Source organism: Kosakonia sacchari SP1, from assembly GCF_000300455.3.
Classification (GTDB): domain Bacteria; phylum Pseudomonadota; class Gammaproteobacteria; order Enterobacterales; family Enterobacteriaceae; genus Kosakonia; species Kosakonia sacchari.
Window position 1 is genome coordinate 4,135,818 of record NZ_CP007215.2, and the last position, 19,942, is coordinate 4,155,759.

Here is a 19,942-nt window from a genome sequence, read left to right on the forward strand (position 1 = left end):
GGCTGGCTGGGATTAAGTCGCGAAAACGGCTACACTCCGCTGTTGAATACCACTCTCATTACAAAGAGGCGAAGTCCAACGTGGCTCAATTCGTATATACCATGCATCGTGTCGGCAAAGTTGTCCCGCCGAAACGTCATATTCTGAAAAATATCTCGCTAAGCTTCTTCCCGGGCGCAAAAATCGGCGTGCTGGGTCTTAACGGTGCCGGTAAGTCTACCCTGCTGCGCATCATGGCCGGCATCGATACAGACATCGAAGGTGAAGCCCGCCCGCAGCCTGGCATCAAGATCGGTTACCTGCCGCAGGAACCGCAGTTGAACCCGGAACAAACCGTTCGCGAATCGGTTGAAGAAGCAGTCGCTGAAGTGGTTAGCGCGCTGAAAGGCCTGGACGAAGTCTATGCCAAATACGCTGAACCGGATGCTGATTTCGACAAACTGGCTGCGCAGCAAGGTAAATTTGAAGAGATTATCCAGGCGCATGACGGTCATAACCTGAATGTGCAACTGGAACGCGCCGCCGACGCGCTGCGTCTGCCGGACTGGGATGCAAAGATTGCCAATCTTTCCGGTGGTGAACGCCGCCGCGTCGCGCTGTGCCGTCTGCTGCTGGAAAAGCCGGACATGCTGCTGCTCGACGAACCTACCAACCACCTGGACGCCGAGTCCGTTGCCTGGTTGGAACGTTTCCTGCACGATTTCGAAGGCACCGTTGTGGCGATAACCCATGACCGTTACTTCCTCGATAACGTCGCCGGTTGGATCCTCGAACTTGACCGCGGTGAAGGTATTCCGTGGGAAGGCAACTACTCTTCCTGGCTGGAGCAGAAAGATCAGCGCCTGGCACAGGAAGCCTCTCAGGAAGCGGCTCGTCGTAAATCCATTGAGAAAGAGCTGGAGTGGGTGCGTCAGGGCGCGAAAGGCCGTCAATCTAAGGGCAAAGCCCGTCTGGCGCGCTTTGAAGAGCTCAACAGTACTGAATACCAGAAACGTAACGAAACCAACGAACTGTTTATTCCACCGGGACCTCGCCTGGGCGATAAAGTGGTTGAAGTCAGCAACCTCAGCAAGTCCTACGGCGATCGCCAGCTGATTGATGGCCTGTCGTTCTCCGTGCCGAAAGGCGCGATTGTCGGCATTATCGGCCCGAACGGCGCGGGTAAATCCACGCTGTTCCGCATGATGTCCGGCCAGGAGCAGCCAGATGGCGGCACCATTACGCTGGGTGAAACCGTCAAACTGGCTTCGGTTGATCAGTTCCGCGACGCGATGGATAACAGCAAAACCGTGTGGGAAGAAGTTTCCGGTGGGCTGGACATTATGCGTATCGGTAACACCGAAATGCCGAGCCGCGCATACGTTGGCCGTTTCAACTTTAAAGGTACCGACCAGGGTAAACGCGTGGGCGAATTGTCCGGCGGTGAGCGCGGTCGTCTGCACCTGGCAAAACTGTTACAGGTTGGCGGCAACATGTTGCTGCTTGATGAACCGACCAACGACCTGGATATTGAGACCCTGCGTGCGCTGGAAAACGCCCTGCTTGAATTCCCGGGCTGCGCGATGGTTATCTCGCACGACCGTTGGTTCCTTGACCGTATCGCCACCCACATTCTGGATTACCAGGACGAAGGCAAAGTGGAGTTCTTCGAAGGCAACTTCACCGAATATGAAGAGTATAAGAAACGCACGCTGGGCGCGGATGCGCTGGAGCCGAAGCGTATTAAGTACAAACGTATCGCCAAATAAGCCGACGCAAAAGCGAATGGGGAAACCCATTCGCTTCACACCCAAACGCTCAGTGAATTCCTCTGCAATAAGTACATAAATAAGTTTTTTTGTTTTCATACTATCTTCGCCGCGATCCAGAGACAGATGCATTCATTGCAGAAATAATCTAAAACTAAAATTCCGAATAAAACCCACACCACAGAATAAACATCCAGAAATCTCATTTTCATAGACCAATGCTTTTAGCATTCGCCTTTTTGTCCCTGGATTGCTTAACGCAAAGACCAGACGCTAACATGATACTCATTACCTCAGTTAATAAATGAACGTATGGTTATAATTAATGCATATCATTACGGAAGATGTTTTTCTTAAAAACGGATTACAGACATTTATTAAGCAAAAAGAAATAACACTGGATAATAACGACGTTATTTTAGATTTTGATAATAACTTTATTATCATCACAACATTAACGACACTAAACAGAATAATAAAAAACGACAATGCGTTTGAATGTTACTTATTGCATTCATTCTTAAAAATTAAGAAAGACACGAAATTAACAGAAATATATCGCACATTAAAATATAAATCGTGGCGAAATAAGCAAGGCCAGGAGTGCAGAATAGCGCTAACGAGAAAAGAGAGAATGCTGCTTAGTCATATCATTAGCGCGGGGAAAAAGAAAAGCATGTTAACCCATAGCGGGCTGGATATCAAAACGGTCAGTACACACAAATATAATATGTTGAGAAAGGTGAATCAGCCGTCAATCGCCGCGCTGACACAGGTGCATAACCGTTGGGAAAATTTTCGTAATCAACCGGCAAACTAACCGAAATACAGGCCGTGGAATATACCAGACCGGCCTGTTATTCAGGCCTACGGCCCCATTAACTGTTTTACCAGGTCGACGCACTGTAAAAATCGCGAGTCATAATCTGCGGCTTCAACACGCACATACTCGATATTATTTTCCCGCAGCATTGATACTAATAGATCCTGAAATTCCTTGCGATCGACTGAACTGCCGAGACTTCTCAGACCATCATTCACCCACGGCGTATTATTTTCCAGCAGGATCACCAAATCAAAACGATATTCATCAATCAATGCCTGAACGAAAGGATGTTCGCGACCTTCATATTTTTTGCAGAACGCCTGCGTGGTGACAAAATCCGTATCGATAAACGCCACTTTATTGGCGTATTTGACGGCAAAATCGATGTACTGCGCATGCCCGAGGGCGATTTTGTCATAGTCAGAATATTGCAGCGCGATTTCGTCACCGCCAAGATGAGAAAAGACGTAATCGCGACCATATTCCCATGCGCTGGTGGTATTGAAAATATTGGCTAGTTTATTAACCAGCGTCGACTTACCACTGGATTCTCCCCCCAAAATCGCCACTGTGCGCACAAAAAAGGGTTTTACCTCCGTCGGAATATAATCCCAGTAACGGAACGGGTTCTCGCGGATTTGCGAACCGCTGATATTCATAAAGGTGCGCTTTGGATCGACCAGCACCGCTTCAATGCCCAGATGTTGCCGATACTGCGGCGCATCGGCCTCTTCGGAGGTGTAAATCCAGTTTGGCGTGATGCCTTTTTCGGTCATAAACGCTTTGATGCCTTTACTCCAGACATCCCAACCGTGCGGATACGGTTCCATGCCCTCTTCGTTAAAGGCATGAATACGAATATTTTTTTGGTACTTAAAAGTCTGCAGCAGCCAACGCAAACGGTCGCTCACTGTCGGCTGTTGGGACATCGCGCTGTCTTCGAACAGCTCACGATCGCGCGTTTCGTCATAACCAAGGATGATATGCAGCTCATCCACCTGGCTGCAGGCGCGCTGGATCAAGTAGATATGGCCGGTGTGCAGCGGGTAAAACTTGCCGAAAACCACGCCAATGCTTTTCTGCCGGCGGGGAAACTCAAGATCGAGAAAGCGGTGCAGCGCCTCCAGTTTTTGCGCACTGGGGCTCTTAATTTTGGCATTCAGCAGCTGGCTCAAATAGCCTTTGGTCATACCGCTGGCATCGGCCACCTGCTGTAACGTGCAGCCTTTCTGGCGAATCGCGGTTTTTAAGTAGTCGAATGACGACATTGTTGCCTCCTGCAAAAAAGATTAGCCAATTATAAGTCGTCAAAGACGTTTAGCGCATCCGCGAGCTTCTTCACGCCAAATATTTGCATCCCTTCTGGCACTTTTTTCGGCACATTTGCCGACGGGACAATCGCGCGGCGGAAGCCATGCTTCGCGGCCTCTGAAATGCGCTCCTGGCCGCTGGGCACCGGGCGAATTTCCCCCGCCAGCCCGACTTCGCCAAACACCACTAAATCCTGCGGTAACGGGCGATCGCGCAGGCTGGAGACCATTGCCAGCAATAGCGCCAAATCGGCGCTGGTTTCGGTCACTTTGACCCCGCCAACCACATTGACGAACACATCCTGATCCGCCATCTGCAAGCCGCCGTGGCGATGCAGCACAGCCAGTAAAATTGCCAGGCGGTTTTGCTCCAGCCCCACCGCCACACGGCGCGGATTGGACATCATTGAGTGATCGACCAGCGCCTGAATTTCGACTAGCAGCGGACGCGTCCCTTCCCATACCACCATCACCGAACTGCCGGAGGTCACTTCATCGCCGCGGCTTAAGAAAATCGCCGACGGATTGCTGACTTCACGCAGCCCCTGCTCGGTCATGGCGAACACGCCGAGTTCATTGACCGCGCCGAAACGGTTTTTATGGCTGCGCAAGGTGCGAAAACGCGAATCCGCGTCGCCATCAAGCAACACCGAGCAGTCAATACAGTGTTCGAGCACCTTCGGTCCGGCCAGCGAGCCGTCTTTGGTGACGTGGCCGACCATCACAATCGCCACGCCACGCGTTTTCGCAAAGCGCGTCAGATAAGCCGCTGTTTCACGCACCTGCGCCACGCTGCCGGGTGACGACTGAATATCAGCCATGTGCATCACCTGAATCGAGTCGATCACCATCAACTTCGGCTGTTCCTCTTCGGCGATCATACAGATTTGCTCGATGCTGGTTTCCGACAGCATATTGAGGTTGCCGGTCGGCAGCCCGAGACGATGCGCGCGCATCGCCACCTGCTGCAATGACTCTTCGCCGGTGACATACAACGTTTTCATCTGCTCGGCGAGCTTACACAGCGTCTGCAACAACAACGTGGATTTCCCCGCACCGGGGTTGCCGCCAATCAGAATCGCGCTACCGGGCACAACACCGCCGCCGAGCACGCGATCAAACTCTTTAAAACCAGTGGAAAAACGCGGCAGCTCTTCGAGGCTGATATCCGCCAGCTTCTGCACTTTTGATACACCAGCGCTACCCGCATAACCGGAAAGACGCTCATTACGCGCCACGGTGGGCGAAGCGGCAACGCGCACTTCCGTAATGGTGTTCCATGCGTGACAGGCGCTGCACTGCCCCTGCCAGCGCGGGTAATCCGCACCGCATTCATTACAGACAAACGCGCGTTTAGGAGCTTTCGCCACAATAACCTCTACTTCTTATTAATACTGCCGGAAAGAATACAAAATACGCCCATCAGATCGGCGTGGCGAATGGTGACTTCCGCCTTCTCATTCACTTTGGGTTTGGCATGAAACGCAATGCCGAGCCCAGCTGCTTTGATCATCGGCAAATCGTTCGCGCCATCGCCAATAGCTACTGTTTGCTCCGGCGCGATTTCATATTTTTCAGCCAATTGCTTCAGCGTGTTGGCTTTGAACTGCGCATCAACAATATCGCCCAACACCTGGCCGGTGAATTTACCGTCCATGATCTCAAGTTCGTTGGCGACCGCCGCCGTCAAGTGCAACTTGTCGCGCAGGTAATCGGCAAAGAAAGTAAAGCCGCCCGAGGCGATAGCCACTTTCCAGCCTAATGTTTCCAGCTTCAACACCAGTTGCACCAGCCCCGGCATTAACGGCAGTTTTTCCCGCACCTGCAGCAAAATATTGGCATCAGCGCCTTTCAGCGTCGCCACGCGGCTGCGCAGGCTGGCGGCAAAATCGAGCTCGCCGCGCATTGCACGTTCGGTCACTTCCGCCACCATTTCGCCGGTGCCAGCAAGCTTAGCGATCTCATCAATACATTCGATTTGAATGGCGGTGGAGTCCATATCCATCACCAGCAGCCCTGGCGAGCGCAGATGCGGGATTTTCCCCAGCGGGGCGACATCCATACCTTCGTCGTGCGCCAGGCGCGTCGCGCGCGGCGTCAACGAACCCGCCAGGCGAAGAACCTGATAATCGTCAACGCTCCACGCGGCAACAATCACCATTGCCGCACCCAATTTACGCTGATAGGTCGTCAGACGTTGCTTATCCAGATTACGCGCGTACAGCAGCCAGCCACTGCGACCAGCGTGATAGTCGAGAGGCATTACCTCATCGCCACTTAAAGAGAGCGGCAATCCCGGCCACTGAGAAACATCATCGGGCAGATCGCACCAGGTCAAACTGTTAGGCATTAAAGCTCCTGTAAAAACGTTCGCGCCAGAAAGCATCGGAGGGGAAAATAACGCATGAGGCTACCTTGTAACCAGCGCTTCTGGCAACATTAAGCCTCAAATTTTCAACAGGTGGAATATGGCTCGCGCAAAACTTAAATTTCGGCTGCATCGCGCCGTAATCGTCCTCATCTGTCTGGCACTGCTGGTCGCACTGATGCAGGGCGCATCCTGGTTCAGCCAAAACCATCAGCGCCAGCGCAATCCGCAGTTTGAAGAGCTGGCGAGAACGCTGGCACGCCAGGTGACGCTGAATCTCACGCCGCTGATGCGCACCGAAACCCCGGACGAAAAACGGATCAACGTCGTGCTGCGCCAGCTCACTGAAGAGAGCCGCATTCTGGATGCCGGGGTGTACGATGCGCAAGGCGATCTCATCGCGCGCTCCGGCGAAAGTATTGATGTGCGTGACCGGCTGGCGCTGGACGGCAAAAAAGCAGGCGGCTATTTCAACCAGCAAATTGTTGAGCCGATTCAGGGAAAGAGCGGCCCGCTGGGCTACCTGCGCCTGACGCTGGATACGCACACGCTGGCGACAGAAGCCAGGCAGGTGGATAACACCACCAATATTCTGCGCCTGATGTTGCTGCTGTCGCTGGCCATTGGCGTCGTGCTGACGCGCACCCTGTTGCAGGGCAAACGCACGCGCTGGCAGCAGTCGCCGTTTTTGCTGACGGCCAACAAATCCGTCCCGGAAGAAGAAGAGCAACAAAAGAAAGAGTAGCTCTGGCCGCTACCGGTAAAAATTACAGGTTACAGAAAGGAAATCTGCTATGTCGACGCTTCGTCTGCTTATCTCTGACTCGTACGATCCCTGGTTCAACCTGGCGGTGGAAGAGTGCATTTTCCGCCAGATGCCCGCCACGCAACGCGTACTGTTCTTATGGCGCAACGCGGATACGGTGGTAATTGGGCGGGCGCAAAACCCGTGGAAAGAGTGCAATACCCGCCGCATGGAAGAAGATAACGTGCGGCTGGCAAGGCGTAGCAGCGGTGGCGGCGCGGTATTCCATGACCTCGGCAATACTTGTTTCACCTTTATGGCGGGAAAGCCGGAGTACGACAAAACCATCTCCACGGCGATTGTGCTTAATGCCCTGAATTCCCTGGGTGTGACCGCAGAAGCCTCCGGGCGCAACGACCTGGTGGTGAAAACGGCAGAAGGCGATCGCAAAGTGTCTGGTTCAGCCTACCGGGAAACCAAAGATCGTGGCTTCCATCATGGCACGTTATTGCTGAACGCCGATCTTAGCCGTCTGGCCAATTACCTCAATCCGGACAAGAAAAAGCTGCAAGCCAAAGGAATCACGTCGGTGCGCGGGCGCGTGGCGAATCTGGTGGATCTGCTGCCGGGCATTACCCATCAGCAAATCTGTGAAGCGATCACCGAAGCCTTCTTTGCTCACTATGGCGAACGGGTCACGGCGGAAGTTATCTCGCCAGATAAAACCCCGGACTTACCCAATTTCGCCGAAACCTTCGCCCGCCAGAGTAGCTGGGAGTGGAACTTCGGCCAGGCACCGGCGTTCAGCCATCTGCTTGATGAGCGCTTTACCTGGGGCGGTGTGGAGCTGCATTTTGACGTGGAAAAAGGCCACATCACCCGCACACAGGTGTTTACCGATAGCCTGAATCCCGCGCCGTTAGAAGCGCTGGCCGCACGTTTGCAGGGCTGCCTTTACCGTGCAGATATGCTGGCGCAGGAGTGTGATGCGCTCTTAGTCGATTTTCCGGAACAGGAACAAGAGCTTCGCGAACTTTCCGCCTGGATTACCAGCGCGGTGCGGTGAATAGACCAAAGTGATCAATGCAGCTATCCGATTGAGTGATTAAGTTGATTGAAAATAAAGGGCAGAGAACCTGCCCTTAGAAAAAGTACTTACGCTTTATCGCCCAGCAGGACAGATTCCAGCGCAATTTTGATCATGTCGTTGAACGTGGTTTGACGCTCAGCGGAAGTGGTCTGCTCGTGCGTACGGATATGGTCGGAAACGGTGCAGATAGTCAGCGCTTTCGCACCGAACTCCGCCGCAACGCCGTAAATGCCCGCCGCTTCCATTTCCACGCCCAGGATGCCGTATTTTTCCATCACGTCGAACATTTCACCGTCCGGGGAGTAGAACAGATCGGCGGAGAACAGGTTACCCACGCGCGCGTCTACGCCCAGCGCTTTTGCCGCATCAACCGCGTTACGCACCATGTCGAAATCTGCAATCGCCGCGAAATCGTGATCTTTGAAACGCATACGGTTCACTTTGGAATCGGTGCAGGCACCCATGCCAATAACGATGTCACGCAGTTGCACGTCCATACGTACCGCGCCGCAGGAGCCGACACGAATGATTTTTTTCACGCCGAAATCGGTGATCAACTCTTTGGTGTAGATGGAGCAGGACGGGATACCCATACCGTGGCCCATAACAGAAATTTTGCGGCCTTTATAAGTACCGGTGTAACCCAGCATGCCGCGCACGTTGTTCACTTCGCGGTAGTCTTCGAGGAAAGTTTCCGCAATATGTTTTGCACGCAGCGGGTCGCCCGGCATCAACACTACGTCAGCGAAATCGCCCATTTCTGCATTAATATGTGGGGTAGCCATCGTCAATTCCTTTATGTCGTTGTCGTTGAAACAGAAAGGGCGGGAAGCTCCCGCCCAAAATCATCAGAACATGGCCTTGCCATATTCCATATCAGAGACGCCGAAATACCTGGCAATCGTCTGACCAATATCCGCAAAGGTGTCACGGTGACCCAGCGAGCCCGGTTTCACTTTCGGGCCGTAGACCAGCACCGGAATGTGCTCGCGGGTGTGGTCAGTGCCTTTCCAGGTCGGATCGCAGCCGTGATCGGCGGTAAGGATCAGAATGTCGTCTTCGCCAACCAATTCCATCAACTCTGGCAGACGGCGATCGAACAGTTCCAGACCACCTGCATAACCGGCCACATCGCGACGATGACCCCATGATGAGTCAAAATCGACGAAGTTGGTAAAGACGATTGTCTTATCACCGGCTTCTTTCATCTCTTTGATGGTGGCGTCAAACAGCGCATCCAGGCCGGTGGCTTTCACTTTTTTGGTGATGCCGCAGTTGGCATAGATATCGGCGATTTTACCGACCGAAACCACGTGACCATCTTTCTCTTCGACCAGTTTTTGCAGCACGGTGGCTGACGGTGGTTCCACGGCCAGATCATGGCGATTACCGGTGCGCTGGAAGTTACCAGCTTTGTCGCCAACAAACGGGCGCGCAATCACGCGGCCAATGTTATATCCGCCTTCGGTCAGCTCTTCACGCGCGATTTCGCACAGCTCATACAGCTTGTCCAGACCAAAAGTCTCTTCGTGGCAGGCAATCTGGAACACCGAGTCGGCAGAGGTGTAGAAAATCGGCTTACCGGTTTTCATGTGCTCTTCGCCGAGCTGGTCCAGGATCACCGTACCGGACGAGTGGCAATTGCCAAGATAACCCGGCAGGTTGGCGCGTTTCACCAGCTTATCCAGCAGTTCCTGCGGGAAGCTATTCTCGGTGTCGCTAAAGTAACCCCAGTCGAACAGCACCGGCACACCGGCGATTTCCCAGTGGCCTGACGGCGTATCTTTCCCGGAAGAGAGTTCATGCGCCCATGCGTAAGCACCGGTAATTTCCGCGTTGGCGTCCATCCCGGCAGGAATAAAACCTGTTGCGCCTTCGTGCGCCTTCGCCAGACCCAGACGGGTCAGATTGGGTAAATTCAGCGGGCCTTTGCGGCCGGTATCGGCTTCACCTTTCGCACAAACTTCAGCGATGTGACCGAGGGTATCGGAACCCACGTCGCCAAAGCGCTCCGCGTCTTCGGTCGCGCCGATGCCGAAAGAGTCCAGCACCATAATAAATGCACGTTTCATATGTTCTCCGTACCTTGTGCTTTGTAAAAAAGCGATCAGATCAGTATACCGCTATTCAGTAATGCGGCGATAGACCGTCGGTGTCTCTTTTGGTGCGCTGTCGCCCATCGAAATAGCCGCTTTCACCGCCTGCGCAGCCTCTTGCCAGCTGGCTTCGTCTTTAGCGTGGATAACCGCCAGCGGGCGCTGACCATCAACGCGTTCGCCCAGACGCACCATATCGGTAAAGCCGACGCTGTAATCAATAGTGTCCGACGCCTGGCGACGACCGCCGCCCATCGACACCACCGCCATGCCCAGCGCGCGCGTATCCATCGCCGTGATAAATCCTTCATCGTCGGCATATACCGCTTTGCTGAGCGTCGCGGTAGGCAGGTATTTGGCGTAGTTTTCCACGAAATCGCGCGGCCCTTTTTGCGCCGCGACCATACGACCAAACACCTCGGCCGCTTTACCGTTATCCAGCACCGCTTGCAGCTTCGCCCGCGCGTCGGCTTCATCTTTCGCCAGTTTGCCGGAGATCAGCATCTCCACGCACAGCGCCATGGTGACATCAAACAGGCGCGGATTACGGTATTCACCGGTCAGGAACTGCACCGCTTCGCGCACTTCCACCGCGTTGCCCGCGCTGGAAGCCAGCACCTGATTCATATCGGTCAACAGTGCGGTAGTCCGCACGCCAGCGCCGTTGGCAACGCCAACAATCGCTTCCGCCAGTTGTTCAGACAGGGCGTAAGTCGGCATAAATGCGCCGCTGCCCACTTTGACGTCCATCACCAGCGCATCAAGCCCCTCGGCCAGTTTTTTGGCGAGGATAGAAGCGGTGATTAACGGAATAGAGTCCACCGTCGCGGTGATATCGCGGGTGGCGTAGAAACGTTTATCCGCCGGTGCCAGCGAATTGGTCTGGCCGATAATCGCCACACCGACATCCTTAATAATCTCGCGAAAACGGTTATCTTCCGGGAAAATATCAAACCCCGGGATCGCTTCCAGTTTGTCGAGCGTGCCGCCAGTATGACCAAGGCCGCGCCCGGAAATCATCGGAATATAGCCGCCGCAGGCCGCCACCATCGGGCCGAGCATCAACGAGGTAACATCGCCCACGCCGCCGGTCGAGTGTTTATCCACTACCGGGCCATTAAGATCGAGCGGTTTCCAGTCCAGAACGGTGCCTGAATCCCGCATCGCCATAGTTAGCGAAACACGCTCCGGCATGGTCATGTCGTGGAAGAAAATGGTCATTGCCAGAGCAGCAATCTGCCCTTCAGAGACGGTGTTATCGCGTATTCCGTTGATAAAGAAACGGATTTCTTCATCACTCAGCGCGAGACCATCGCGTTTTTTTCGAATAATTTCTTGAGCGAGAAACAAGGTAACCCCCTGAGGAATAAAGCCGGAAAATCCATTGAGGCCGGGTAACAATACGTTACCCGGCAATGACAAATTAATAGCTGCTTGCGCTCTTACCGTCGCCGTGACCCAACGCTTTCAGCAGGCTTGCCAGCAGGCTGGAGGCACCAAAACGGTAATGACGGGCATCGGCCCAATCGGCGCCAAACAAGTCGTCGGCAATAGCGAGATACTGCTGCGCATCTTCCGCGCTACGTACGCCACCTGCCGGTTTGAAACCAACGGTTTTATCAACGCCCATATCGCGAATCACTTCCAGCATGATTCGTGCGCTTTCCGGGGTCGCGTTTACCGGCACTTTACCGGTCGACGTTTTAATGAAATCTGCACCAGCTTTAATAGCGATTTCAGACGCTTTACGGATCAGCGCTTCTGTTTTCAGTTCACCGGTTTCGATGATCACTTTCAGCAGCACGTTCGCCGCCGCGCAAGCCTCTTTACAGGCTTTCACCAGTTCAAAACCCACCTGCTCGTTACCGGCGATCAGCGCGCGGTACGGGAACACCACATCAACTTCATCCGCGCCGTAAGCAATAGCAGCGCGCGTTTCTGCCAGCGCGATGTCGATATCATCGTTACCATGCGGGAAGTTGGTCACGGTTGCGATACGCACATCCGGCGTACCTTGCGCGTTCAGGGTTTTGCGCGCAATCGGGATAAAACGCGGGTAGATACAGATGGCGGCGGTGTTGCCCACCGGGGTTTTTGCCTGATGACACAGGGCGATGACTTTCTCGTTGGTGTCATCATCGTTCAGGGTGGTCAGGTCCATCAGTTTCAGCGCACGCAGGCTGCTTGCCGTTAAATCACTCATATTCTCTCCGACGGCGTAATGCCGGTTTTCTGTTCGGGCTTGTTAGTATTTTAACATCAACCCATATTCACACTTCTACACCCATCACAGTTAATGAAAACCAAATGCACGTTTGCAAAACCATAATGGGACATTGATCAAACTTTTAAATTCACATCAGTAATGATTGCGCTGACAGGGGACGGGATCAAAAGCGCCAAACAACAGGCTCCGTACACTCAACGCCATCACTCAAGGAAAGAAGAGGAACGATGATGTCTCCGTCTGTTGATCCTTCATTGCTGTCACACTGCCAGCAAATTGTTACCAGCCCAACGCTCACACCGGAACAAAAGCGCCACTTCCTGGCGCTGGAAGCGGAAAACGCCCTGCCCTATCCGGTGTTGCCGCAAGCGGCACGCGCAGCACTTGATGAGGGCGCCATCTGCGATATGTTTGAAGGCAACGCCCCCTACAAACCGCGTTATGTGCTGCCGGATTACGCTAAATTTCTTGCTAACGGTTCCGCCTGGCTGGAGCTGGAAGGAGCAAAAGATCTCGATGATGCTCTCTCGTTGCTGACGATCCTCTACCACCATGTTCCATCAGTGACATCAATGCCTGTCTACCTCGGCCAGCTTGATGCCCTGCTACAACCATATGTTAGAATTCTAACACAACAGGAGATCGATATCCGCATAAAACGTTTCTGGCGCTACCTCGACAGAACGCTGCCAGACGCCTTTATGCATGCCAATATTGGCCCATTCGATACTCCCATCACGCGTGCCATTTTGCGTGCGGATGCAGAACTCAAGCAGGTTTCGCCAAACTTAACTTTTATCTATGACCCGGATATTACGCCAGACAACCTGCTACTGGAGGTGGCGCGTAATATCTGCGAGTGCAGCAAACCGCACATCGCCAACGGTCCGGTGCATGATAATATTTTCACAAAAGGCGGCTACGGCATTGTGAGTTGTTACAACTCTCTGCCGCTGGGCGGTGGCGGCAGTACGCTGGTACGCCTCAATCTGAAAGTGATCGCTGAACGCAGCGCGTCTCTGGAGGACTTTTTCACCCATCAGTTACCGCACTATTGCCAGCAGCAAATAGCGATTATCGATGCCCGCTGCGATTTTCTGTATCAACAATCCGGTTTCTTTGAGCATAGCTTCCTGGTGCAGGAAGGGCTGATTTCTGCTGACCGTTTTGTGCCCATGTTTGGTATGTATGGTTTGGCCGAAGCCGTCAATACGCTGTGCGAAAAAGCCGGTATTGCCGGGCGCTACGGCAACGATGAGCAGGCCAACGCGCTTGGTTACCGCATCAGTGAACAACTGGCGAGCTTTGTGGCAAACACGCCGGTAAAACACGGCTGGCGGCAGCGGGCCATGCTCCATGCGCAATCGGGCATCAGCTCCGACACCGATACCACACCAGGCGCGCGGCTACCTTATGGCGACGAGCCGGATCCCATTACCCATCTGCTCGCCGTCGCACCGCATCATGCGTGGTATCAAGCCGGGATCAGCGATATTTTGACCCTCGATGAAACGGTGAAACGCAACCCACAAGCGGTTGTCCAGCTCTGCCTTGGCGCGTTTAAAGCTGGTATGCGCGAATTCACCGCTAACGTAGCCGGTAATGATCTGGTTCGCGTCACCGGTTATATGGTGCGCCTGTCGGATCTCAAGAAATTCCGTGCTGAAGGCTCACGCATCAATACCACCTGGCTGGGTGAAGAGGCGGCGCGTAACACGCATATTCTGGAACGACAACCCCGCGTGGTCAGCCATGAACAGCAGATGCGCTTTCGTCAGTAAAATCCTCCCGTTCTCCTGCGTGGACGGGCCAGGCAGCCGACTGGCCCTGTTTTTACAGGGCTGCAATATGCGCTGTAAAAATTGCCATAACCCGTCGACTATCGGTCGCTGCAACCACTGCGGCGACTGTGTAGCGGGTTGCCCACAACACGCGCTCTCCTTCAATGGAGGACAAGTGCAATGGAACGCTGCACGTTGCGAGCAGTGCGACACTTGCCTGCGCATGTGCCCGCAGCACGCCACGCCGATGGCGCAGAGAATGACGGTTGAACAGGTTATGGCGCAGATCCGCAAAGTGGCGCTATTTATTGAAGGCATCACTGTCAGCGGCGGCGAAGCGACGCTGCAACTGCCCTTTTTGCATGCATTGTTCTGCGCATTGCGCCATGATGCGCAACTGCGCCATTTGAATTGTCTGGTGGACAGTAACGGCCTGCTCAGTGAAACCGGCTGGCGCAAGCTGTTGCCGGTCTGCGACGGCGCGATGATCGATCTCAAAGCCTGGGGCAATGCGCGGCACCGTTTTCTCACCGGACGGGATAACGTGCAGGTGAAAACCAGCCTGCAGCTACTGACGGCAGAGAAGAAATTAGCGGAGTTGCGCCTGCTGGTGATCCCGGGACAGAGCGACTATCTGGCGCATATCGATGCGCTGGCCGCTTTTATTTATCAACTCGGCGAGGTGCCAGTGCGCCTAAACGCTTTTCATGCCCATGGTGTATATGGAGAAGCGCAGACCTGGCGCAGCGCCACGCCGGAGGATGTGGAACCGCTGGCGCAGGCGCTACTGGAGCGCGGTGTGAAAACCGTGCTGCGCCCGGCGCTATATCTGTAACGCAAAGAGCCGCTGCGTGTTTTCCAGCAGTGCGTGTGCGATGACATCCGGCGCTTCGCGGCGTAACTCGCACAACGTATCGAACACCTGCGCGGCACGCTCTGGCCGATTGGGCTGGCCCTGAAAACCATTGAGCGGCATGTCCGGCGCATCCGTTTCCAGCAGTAATGCAGAAAGCGGCAACTGCGCCATTACGTCACGGGTTTTACTGGCGCGCGGGTAGGTAATGGTGCCGCCCACACCGATGCAATAACCCAGTTCAACAAAGCGCTGCGCTTGTTGCAGACTGCCGGCAAAACCATGCACCACGCCACGGCGGGGTAAATCATGTTTTTTTAAATGCATCGCCAGTTTGTCATGCGTGCGGCGTGAATGGAGGATCACCGGCAGCTCAAAGCGTTTTGCCAATTTTAGTTGCGCATCTAACACCTGCTGTTGACGCTCAAACTGCGGATCGTCGCGGTAAAGATCGAGGCCAATTTCCCCTATCGCCACCACTTTCTCGGGCTTTACCGCGAGCATCTGCTCAAGCCGTTGCAGGCTTTCCTCGCTGTGCTCTTCAATCACAATCGGGTGTAGCCCCAGCGCGGCATACAGCGCGGTATGCTGGCGTGCTAAGTAGCAAACGCGATCAAAATAACGCGCGGCAATCGCCGGAACAATAATGCGCTCCACACCAGCGTCGCCCGCTCGGGCGATACTCGCCGCCTCATCGCCGGAAAACGGCGGGAAATCGAAATGACAGTGGGTATCGATAAAGCGGAAACTCACGCCGTATCCTCTTTGTTGATGGGTAAATCGTTAGCCTGCTCGACGCTGACCAGCGGCGTATCCAGCGCGTCGTTGGCCACCGCAGCCGGTGGAACAACACGCGTCGCAGGCGCGATAACCGGTGAGTGGCGCACCAGCGGCGGGGTTTCCGCCAGCAATTTGCCCACCGTCGCCAGGAAATAGCGCCCGCACAAACGCCCGATTTTATAATCCTCGCGTAGCGCCGGTAAACGGCTACCCAGCGCCATGCTGTTCAACAACTTCGGCGGATAGATTTCAAAAATACGCAGTTTACCCGGCGGCGCTTCGATAAAGCGTTGGATTGCCATGTAACTTTTCTCATGGTGCTGCACCAGATTGATTAAGGATTGCAAGCTGCTCTCTCCCAGCCAGCGTTCCATTCGTTTGAACCACTGGGGCGTGTAGTACATTTGTGACGGTACGGTACGGATCACCACAATCGTGTTCGCACCGCGTTTTGCCGCCTCCTGCACCGGAATGGCATCACTGACACCGCCGTCGAGATAATTAATGCCATCAAGCATCACGCCCGGACGATAAAAGCCGGGGATCGCACTGGAAGCACGGATCAAATCGAGCCATGTCTGATGCGTAGGGGAAAAATAAGCCGCCGAGTAATCATCCTGCCGACAGGCGCACATATAAAACGCTTTGCCCGCCTCGAAAGCCCGCGCGGCGTAGTCCATTGCCAGCGGCATCTGGCTTGAGGTCGATTCGACCAGCCAGTCGAGATCGATAAGGTTGCCGCCGCGCACAAAGCGCACCGGATTGAAAAATTCCCGCGACGTGGTGTAGCGCATTATCACTTTGCGCGCGTAGCCAGGTTGGTTGCAGACATAAGCAGAAAGGTTTTGCGCACCGGCAGAGCTGCCGAAATAGAGATCGAAAGGATTAAATTCCGCACGCATGAACTCGTCCAGAACGCCAGCGGTAAAAATACCTCGCTGTCCACCGCCCTCGCATACGAGCGCAAGCCTGCCCGGGCGAAAGGGTTTTAACGCTAGCGGCGCGATGTTGCCGAGCGTAACGGGAATATGCTGGCCCACTCTGCTTTCCTTATTGATGCGCTGAATATCTCAAAGTAGCGCACTTTTCCCGCAGCCGAAACAGCAAAGCCAGTCACAAGGACTGGCTTTAATGTAACCGAAATTTAAGCGTGTAATACGCTATGGACGCCGACGGCCCATAAACAGGCTGACGAGGAACAGGATAATACCGACGATAAAGACAATTTTCGCGGCCCCTGCTGCCGTACCCGCAAGACCACCAAAGCCCAGTGCGGCGGCAATTAACGCGATAACCAGAAATATAATGCCCCAACGAAACATAAAACTCTCCTTTACCATAGTTAATTTCAACCGCTTAAGGTGAGCGCTCAGGATGCCCACCGGCGATGTTTTTCCTGGTACGTACTTGTCATACCCGGCTTGCACCGGGTAGTGACGTTTTCAGGATTAGTTACTTCACTTTGAGATCGTTCTTCACGCTTTTAACGCCGTCGATTGCTTTGGCGATACTTTCAGCGCGTTCACTTTGTGCCTGTGAATCTACGGTACCGGACAACTGCACCACGCCATCGGTGGTTTCAACCTTCACCTTACGGGAAGGGACAACATCGTCGGCCAGCAGTTTTGCTTTGATTTCACTGGTTGTTGCGGTATCGCCCGCATAACCTTTCATGGTCTTGTTTTTGCCGTCACGCACGTGCAGCTTATCGCTCACAGAAGCCACACCCTCTACGCCTTTCGCGACGGAGACGGCTTTTTCTGCCTGCGTCTGGCTCTCAACAAAGCCGCTCAGCGTGACCACTTTTTTGTCCGTTTTCACGGAGATATCAGTGCTTTTAATGTCTTCATGATCCACCAGCGCCGCTTTAACTTTCGCGGTGATGGTGCTGTCATCCATGAAACCACCGACTTTATTCATTGAGCTATCGATTGATTCCCCTGCACTGGAAGCAGCATTTTGCGCTTTGTCGGTGGTAGTCTCCGCAGCGAATGCGGAACCACTTGCCAGAACAGAGCCCAGCATTACGGCCAGCAGAGTTTTGGAAATAGTCAGTTTTTTCATAGTCATCGATGTTATTCCTGTTGGTTTGCCCACAATTTGGGCCACAAGCAGCAACGTGTGCCGCTCTACTGCTGTGGTGAAAACCACCCAATTCAGCAACTGATGACGCGTTTACAATCCCGCCGAACATCGCGCTAAAGCAGTTGTTAATATCCATTTGTGAAGAAATGAGTGGATAAAATACTCTACTTCACGCATTGAACAGGACTTTTATCCACCCGATTTGTCATCACTTTGTTAAATATAGATCACAATCGACAAAAATCATGGCCGGGTGGGTAAAAAACGAACAAATGGAGGCGAAATGACGGGTTTTAAGAACAATCCGCAAGGGGCTAATTAGACAGGAGAAGTGACAGAGCACGGCGCAAACCGTGCTCTGCAGAAGGATTAATGCTCGCGAGTCTTGTGGAAAGTGACTTCCGGATAGCGTTCCTGCGTCAGATTCAGGTTTACCATCGTTGGGGCGATGTAAGTCAGGTTATCACCGCCATCAAGCGCCAGCTGGATTTCGTTCTTACGTTTAAATTCCTCGAATTTCTTCACGTCAGTACTTTCAACCCAGCGTGCGGTCGCCACGTTTACAGACTCATACACCGCTTCCACGTTGTATTCACTCTTCAGACGGGAAACCACCACGTCAAACTGCAGCACCCCCACCGCGCCGACAATCAGATCGTTGTTAGCGATGGGACGGAACACCTGCACCGCGCCCTCTTCTGAAAGCTGAACCAGGCCTTTAAGTAACTGTTTCTGCTTCAGCGGGTCACGCAGACGGATGCGACGGAACAGTTCCGGTGCGAAGTTCGGAATACCGGTGAACTTCATCATCTCGCCCTGGGTGAAGGTGTCACCAATCTGGATCGTCCCGTGGTTATGCAGACCAATAATGTCACCCGGATAGGCTTCTTCTACATGAGAACGGTCGCCAGCCATAAAGGTCAGCGCGTCAGAGATAACCACATCTTTGCCGGTGCGCACCTGACGCAGCTTCATGCCCTTTTCATAACGACCGGAAACCACGCGCATAAACGCCACGCGGTCGCGGTGTTTCGGGTCCATGTTGGCCTGAATTTTAAAGACAAAGCCGGTGAATTTGTCATCATCTGCTTTCACTTCACGGGTGTCGGTTTTACGCGGCATTGGCGCAGGTGCCCACTCCACCAAACCGTCCAGCATATGATCGACGCCGAAGTTACCCAGTGCGGTACCAAAGAAGACTGGCGTTAATTCACCGCTCAGGAACAGCTCTTTATCGAACTCGTTCGATGCGCCCTGCACCAGCTCCAGTTCATCGCGCAGTTGCTGTGCCAGGTCTTCACCCACGGCTTTATCCAAATCCGGGTTGTTCAGACCTTTAACGATGCGCACTTCCTGAATGGTGTGGCCCTGCCCCGTCTGATACAGGTAAGTTTCATCTTTATAAAGGTGATAAACGCCCTTGAACAACTTACCGCAGCCAATCGGCCAGGTAATCGGCGCACAGGCGATCTTTAGCTCGTTTTCCACTTCATCCAGCAGCTCCATCGGATCGCGGATGTCACGGTCAAGTTTGTTCATAAAGGTCAGGATCGGCGTATCGCGCAGACGGGTAACTTCCATCAGCTTACGGGTTCGATCTTCAACCCCTTTTGCCGCATCGATAACCATCAGGCAGCAGTCCACCGCCGTCAGTGTGCGGTAGGTATCTTCGGAGAAGTCTTCGTGCCCCGGGGTATCCAGCAAATTGACCAGGCTGGTTTTATACGGGAACTGCATCACGGAAGTGGTAATAGAGATACCACGCTGCTTTTCCATCTCCATCCAGTCGGATTTTGCATGTTGGCTGGAGCCGCGGCCTTTTACCGTACCGGCGGTTTGAATCGCCTGTCCGAACAGCAGCACCTTTTCAGTGATGGTGGTTTTACCGGCATCGGGGTGCGAGATGATAGCGAACGTGCGGCGCTTTGCTACCTCTTGTAAATAAGGAGACAACGTCATAATGAAATCTTCTGTGTAATTGCGCGGCTTGAGGCCTCGCGATGATATACGAAAAATGCGGCTATTGTACTCAA

18 protein-coding genes are annotated in these 19,942 nt (G+C 53.7%); 6 read left to right on the forward strand and 12 right to left on the reverse strand.

From position 1 onward, the window contains the following. Window positions 1–80 precede the first annotated feature (80 nt). Together ettA and C813_RS42495 are read left to right on the forward strand one after the other, a co-directional pair. Window positions 81–1,748: an energy-dependent translational throttle protein EttA gene (gene ettA, locus C813_RS42490; protein WP_017457851.1), complete on the forward strand. Its 1,668-nt coding sequence runs from the start codon at window positions 81–83 to the stop codon at window positions 1,746–1,748. Window positions 1,749–2,073: 325 nt separating this feature from the next. Continuing rightward, window positions 2,074–2,568 carry a response regulator transcription factor gene (locus tag C813_RS42495; protein WP_017457850.1) on the forward strand — a complete coding sequence of 165 codons (495 nt, stop codon included), beginning with the start codon at window positions 2,074–2,076 and terminating at the stop codon, window positions 2,566–2,568. Between the two features lie 47 nt (window positions 2,569–2,615). Here the strand turns inward: C813_RS42495 and nadR are convergent, their stop codons facing one another. The 3 genes from nadR to serB are packed head-to-tail and all read right to left on the reverse strand — an operon-like array spanning window position 2,616 to window position 6,234. Further along, the gene (gene nadR / locus C813_RS42500) at window positions 2,616–3,842 is read right to left on the reverse strand and encodes a multifunctional transcriptional regulator/nicotinamide-nucleotide adenylyltransferase/ribosylnicotinamide kinase NadR (RefSeq protein WP_017457849.1); all 1,227 of its coding nucleotides are present in this window, start codon (window positions 3,840–3,842) and stop codon (window positions 2,616–2,618) included. A 29-nt stretch (window positions 3,843–3,871) separates the two neighbouring features. Continuing rightward, a complete protein-coding gene (radA, locus tag C813_RS42505; protein WP_017457848.1) occupies window positions 3,872–5,254 on the reverse strand; it encodes a DNA repair protein RadA in 1,383 nt (460 codons plus the stop codon). A gap of 8 nt (window positions 5,255–5,262) precedes the next feature. After that, on the reverse strand, window positions 5,263–6,234 hold the full coding sequence (gene serB / locus C813_RS42510) for a phosphoserine phosphatase (RefSeq protein WP_017457847.1): 972 nt from the start codon (window positions 6,232–6,234) through the stop codon (window positions 5,263–5,265). Between the two features lie 118 nt (window positions 6,235–6,352). On the opposite strand from serB, the gene C813_RS42515 reads away from it, so the two are divergent. Both C813_RS42515 and lplA read left to right on the forward strand, forming a co-directional pair. Further along, window positions 6,353–6,997: a YtjB family periplasmic protein gene (locus C813_RS42515; RefSeq protein ID WP_017457846.1), complete on the forward strand. Its 645-nt coding sequence runs from the start codon at window positions 6,353–6,355 to the stop codon at window positions 6,995–6,997. 49 nt (window positions 6,998–7,046) lie between these two features. After that, the gene (gene lplA, locus C813_RS42520; protein WP_017457845.1) at window positions 7,047–8,063 is read left to right on the forward strand and encodes a lipoate--protein ligase LplA; all 1,017 of its coding nucleotides are present in this window, start codon (window positions 7,047–7,049) and stop codon (window positions 8,061–8,063) included. 89 nt (window positions 8,064–8,152) lie between these two features. Here lplA and deoD read toward each other — a convergent pair whose 3' ends face one another. The 4 genes from deoD to deoC all read right to left on the reverse strand — a co-directional run bounded on the left by deoD (window position 8,153) and on the right by deoC (window position 12,386). Then, window positions 8,153–8,872, reverse strand: coding sequence for a purine-nucleoside phosphorylase (gene deoD / locus C813_RS42525; RefSeq protein WP_017457844.1), 720 nt, complete (start codon window positions 8,870–8,872; stop codon window positions 8,153–8,155). A gap of 63 nt (window positions 8,873–8,935) precedes the next feature. Further along, window positions 8,936–10,159: a phosphopentomutase gene (gene deoB / locus C813_RS42530; RefSeq protein WP_017457843.1), complete on the reverse strand. Its 1,224-nt coding sequence runs from the start codon at window positions 10,157–10,159 to the stop codon at window positions 8,936–8,938. 51 nt (window positions 10,160–10,210) lie between these two features. Then, window positions 10,211–11,533, reverse strand: coding sequence for a thymidine phosphorylase (deoA, locus tag C813_RS42535; protein ID WP_017457842.1), 1,323 nt, complete (start codon window positions 11,531–11,533; stop codon window positions 10,211–10,213). A 73-nt stretch (window positions 11,534–11,606) separates the two neighbouring features. Beyond that, the gene (gene deoC, locus C813_RS42540; protein WP_017457841.1) at window positions 11,607–12,386 is read right to left on the reverse strand and encodes a deoxyribose-phosphate aldolase; all 780 of its coding nucleotides are present in this window, start codon (window positions 12,384–12,386) and stop codon (window positions 11,607–11,609) included. A 254-nt stretch (window positions 12,387–12,640) separates the two neighbouring features. On the opposite strand from deoC, the gene C813_RS42545 reads away from it, so the two are divergent. Both C813_RS42545 and C813_RS42550 read left to right on the forward strand, forming a co-directional pair. Beyond that, window positions 12,641–14,191: a YjjI family glycine radical enzyme gene (locus C813_RS42545; RefSeq protein ID WP_017457840.1), complete on the forward strand. Its 1,551-nt coding sequence runs from the start codon at window positions 12,641–12,643 to the stop codon at window positions 14,189–14,191. Then, window positions 14,163–15,026: a YjjW family glycine radical enzyme activase gene (locus tag C813_RS42550; protein ID WP_017457839.1), complete on the forward strand. Its 864-nt coding sequence runs from the start codon at window positions 14,163–14,165 to the stop codon at window positions 15,024–15,026. The genes C813_RS42545 and C813_RS42550 overlap by 29 nt, the downstream gene beginning before the upstream one ends. Here the strand turns inward: C813_RS42550 and C813_RS42555 are convergent. From C813_RS42555 to prfC, 5 genes are all read right to left on the reverse strand, one after another. Continuing rightward, window positions 15,015–15,797, reverse strand: coding sequence for a metal-dependent hydrolase (locus C813_RS42555; RefSeq protein ID WP_017457838.1), 783 nt, complete (start codon window positions 15,795–15,797; stop codon window positions 15,015–15,017). The genes C813_RS42550 and C813_RS42555 overlap by 12 nt on opposite strands. Beyond that, window positions 15,794–16,864 (reverse strand): patatin-like phospholipase family protein, encoded by a 1,071-nt coding sequence (locus tag C813_RS42560; RefSeq protein ID WP_017457837.1) that lies wholly within the window; start codon window positions 16,862–16,864, stop codon window positions 15,794–15,796. Before C813_RS42560 ends, C813_RS42555 begins: the two co-directional genes overlap by 4 nt. 120 nt (window positions 16,865–16,984) lie before the next feature. Continuing rightward, the gene (locus C813_RS42565; protein ID WP_007373037.1) at window positions 16,985–17,146 is read right to left on the reverse strand and encodes a DUF1328 domain-containing protein; all 162 of its coding nucleotides are present in this window, start codon (window positions 17,144–17,146) and stop codon (window positions 16,985–16,987) included. Window positions 17,147–17,276: 130 nt separating this feature from the next. Continuing rightward, window positions 17,277–17,894 carry a molecular chaperone OsmY gene (osmY, locus tag C813_RS42570; protein ID WP_017457836.1) on the reverse strand — a complete coding sequence of 206 codons (618 nt, stop codon included), beginning with the start codon at window positions 17,892–17,894 and terminating at the stop codon, window positions 17,277–17,279. A 384-nt stretch (window positions 17,895–18,278) separates the two neighbouring features. Next, the gene (gene prfC / locus C813_RS42575; RefSeq protein ID WP_017457835.1) at window positions 18,279–19,868 is read right to left on the reverse strand and encodes a peptide chain release factor 3; all 1,590 of its coding nucleotides are present in this window, start codon (window positions 19,866–19,868) and stop codon (window positions 18,279–18,281) included. Between the last annotated feature and the right edge of the window lie 74 nt (window positions 19,869–19,942).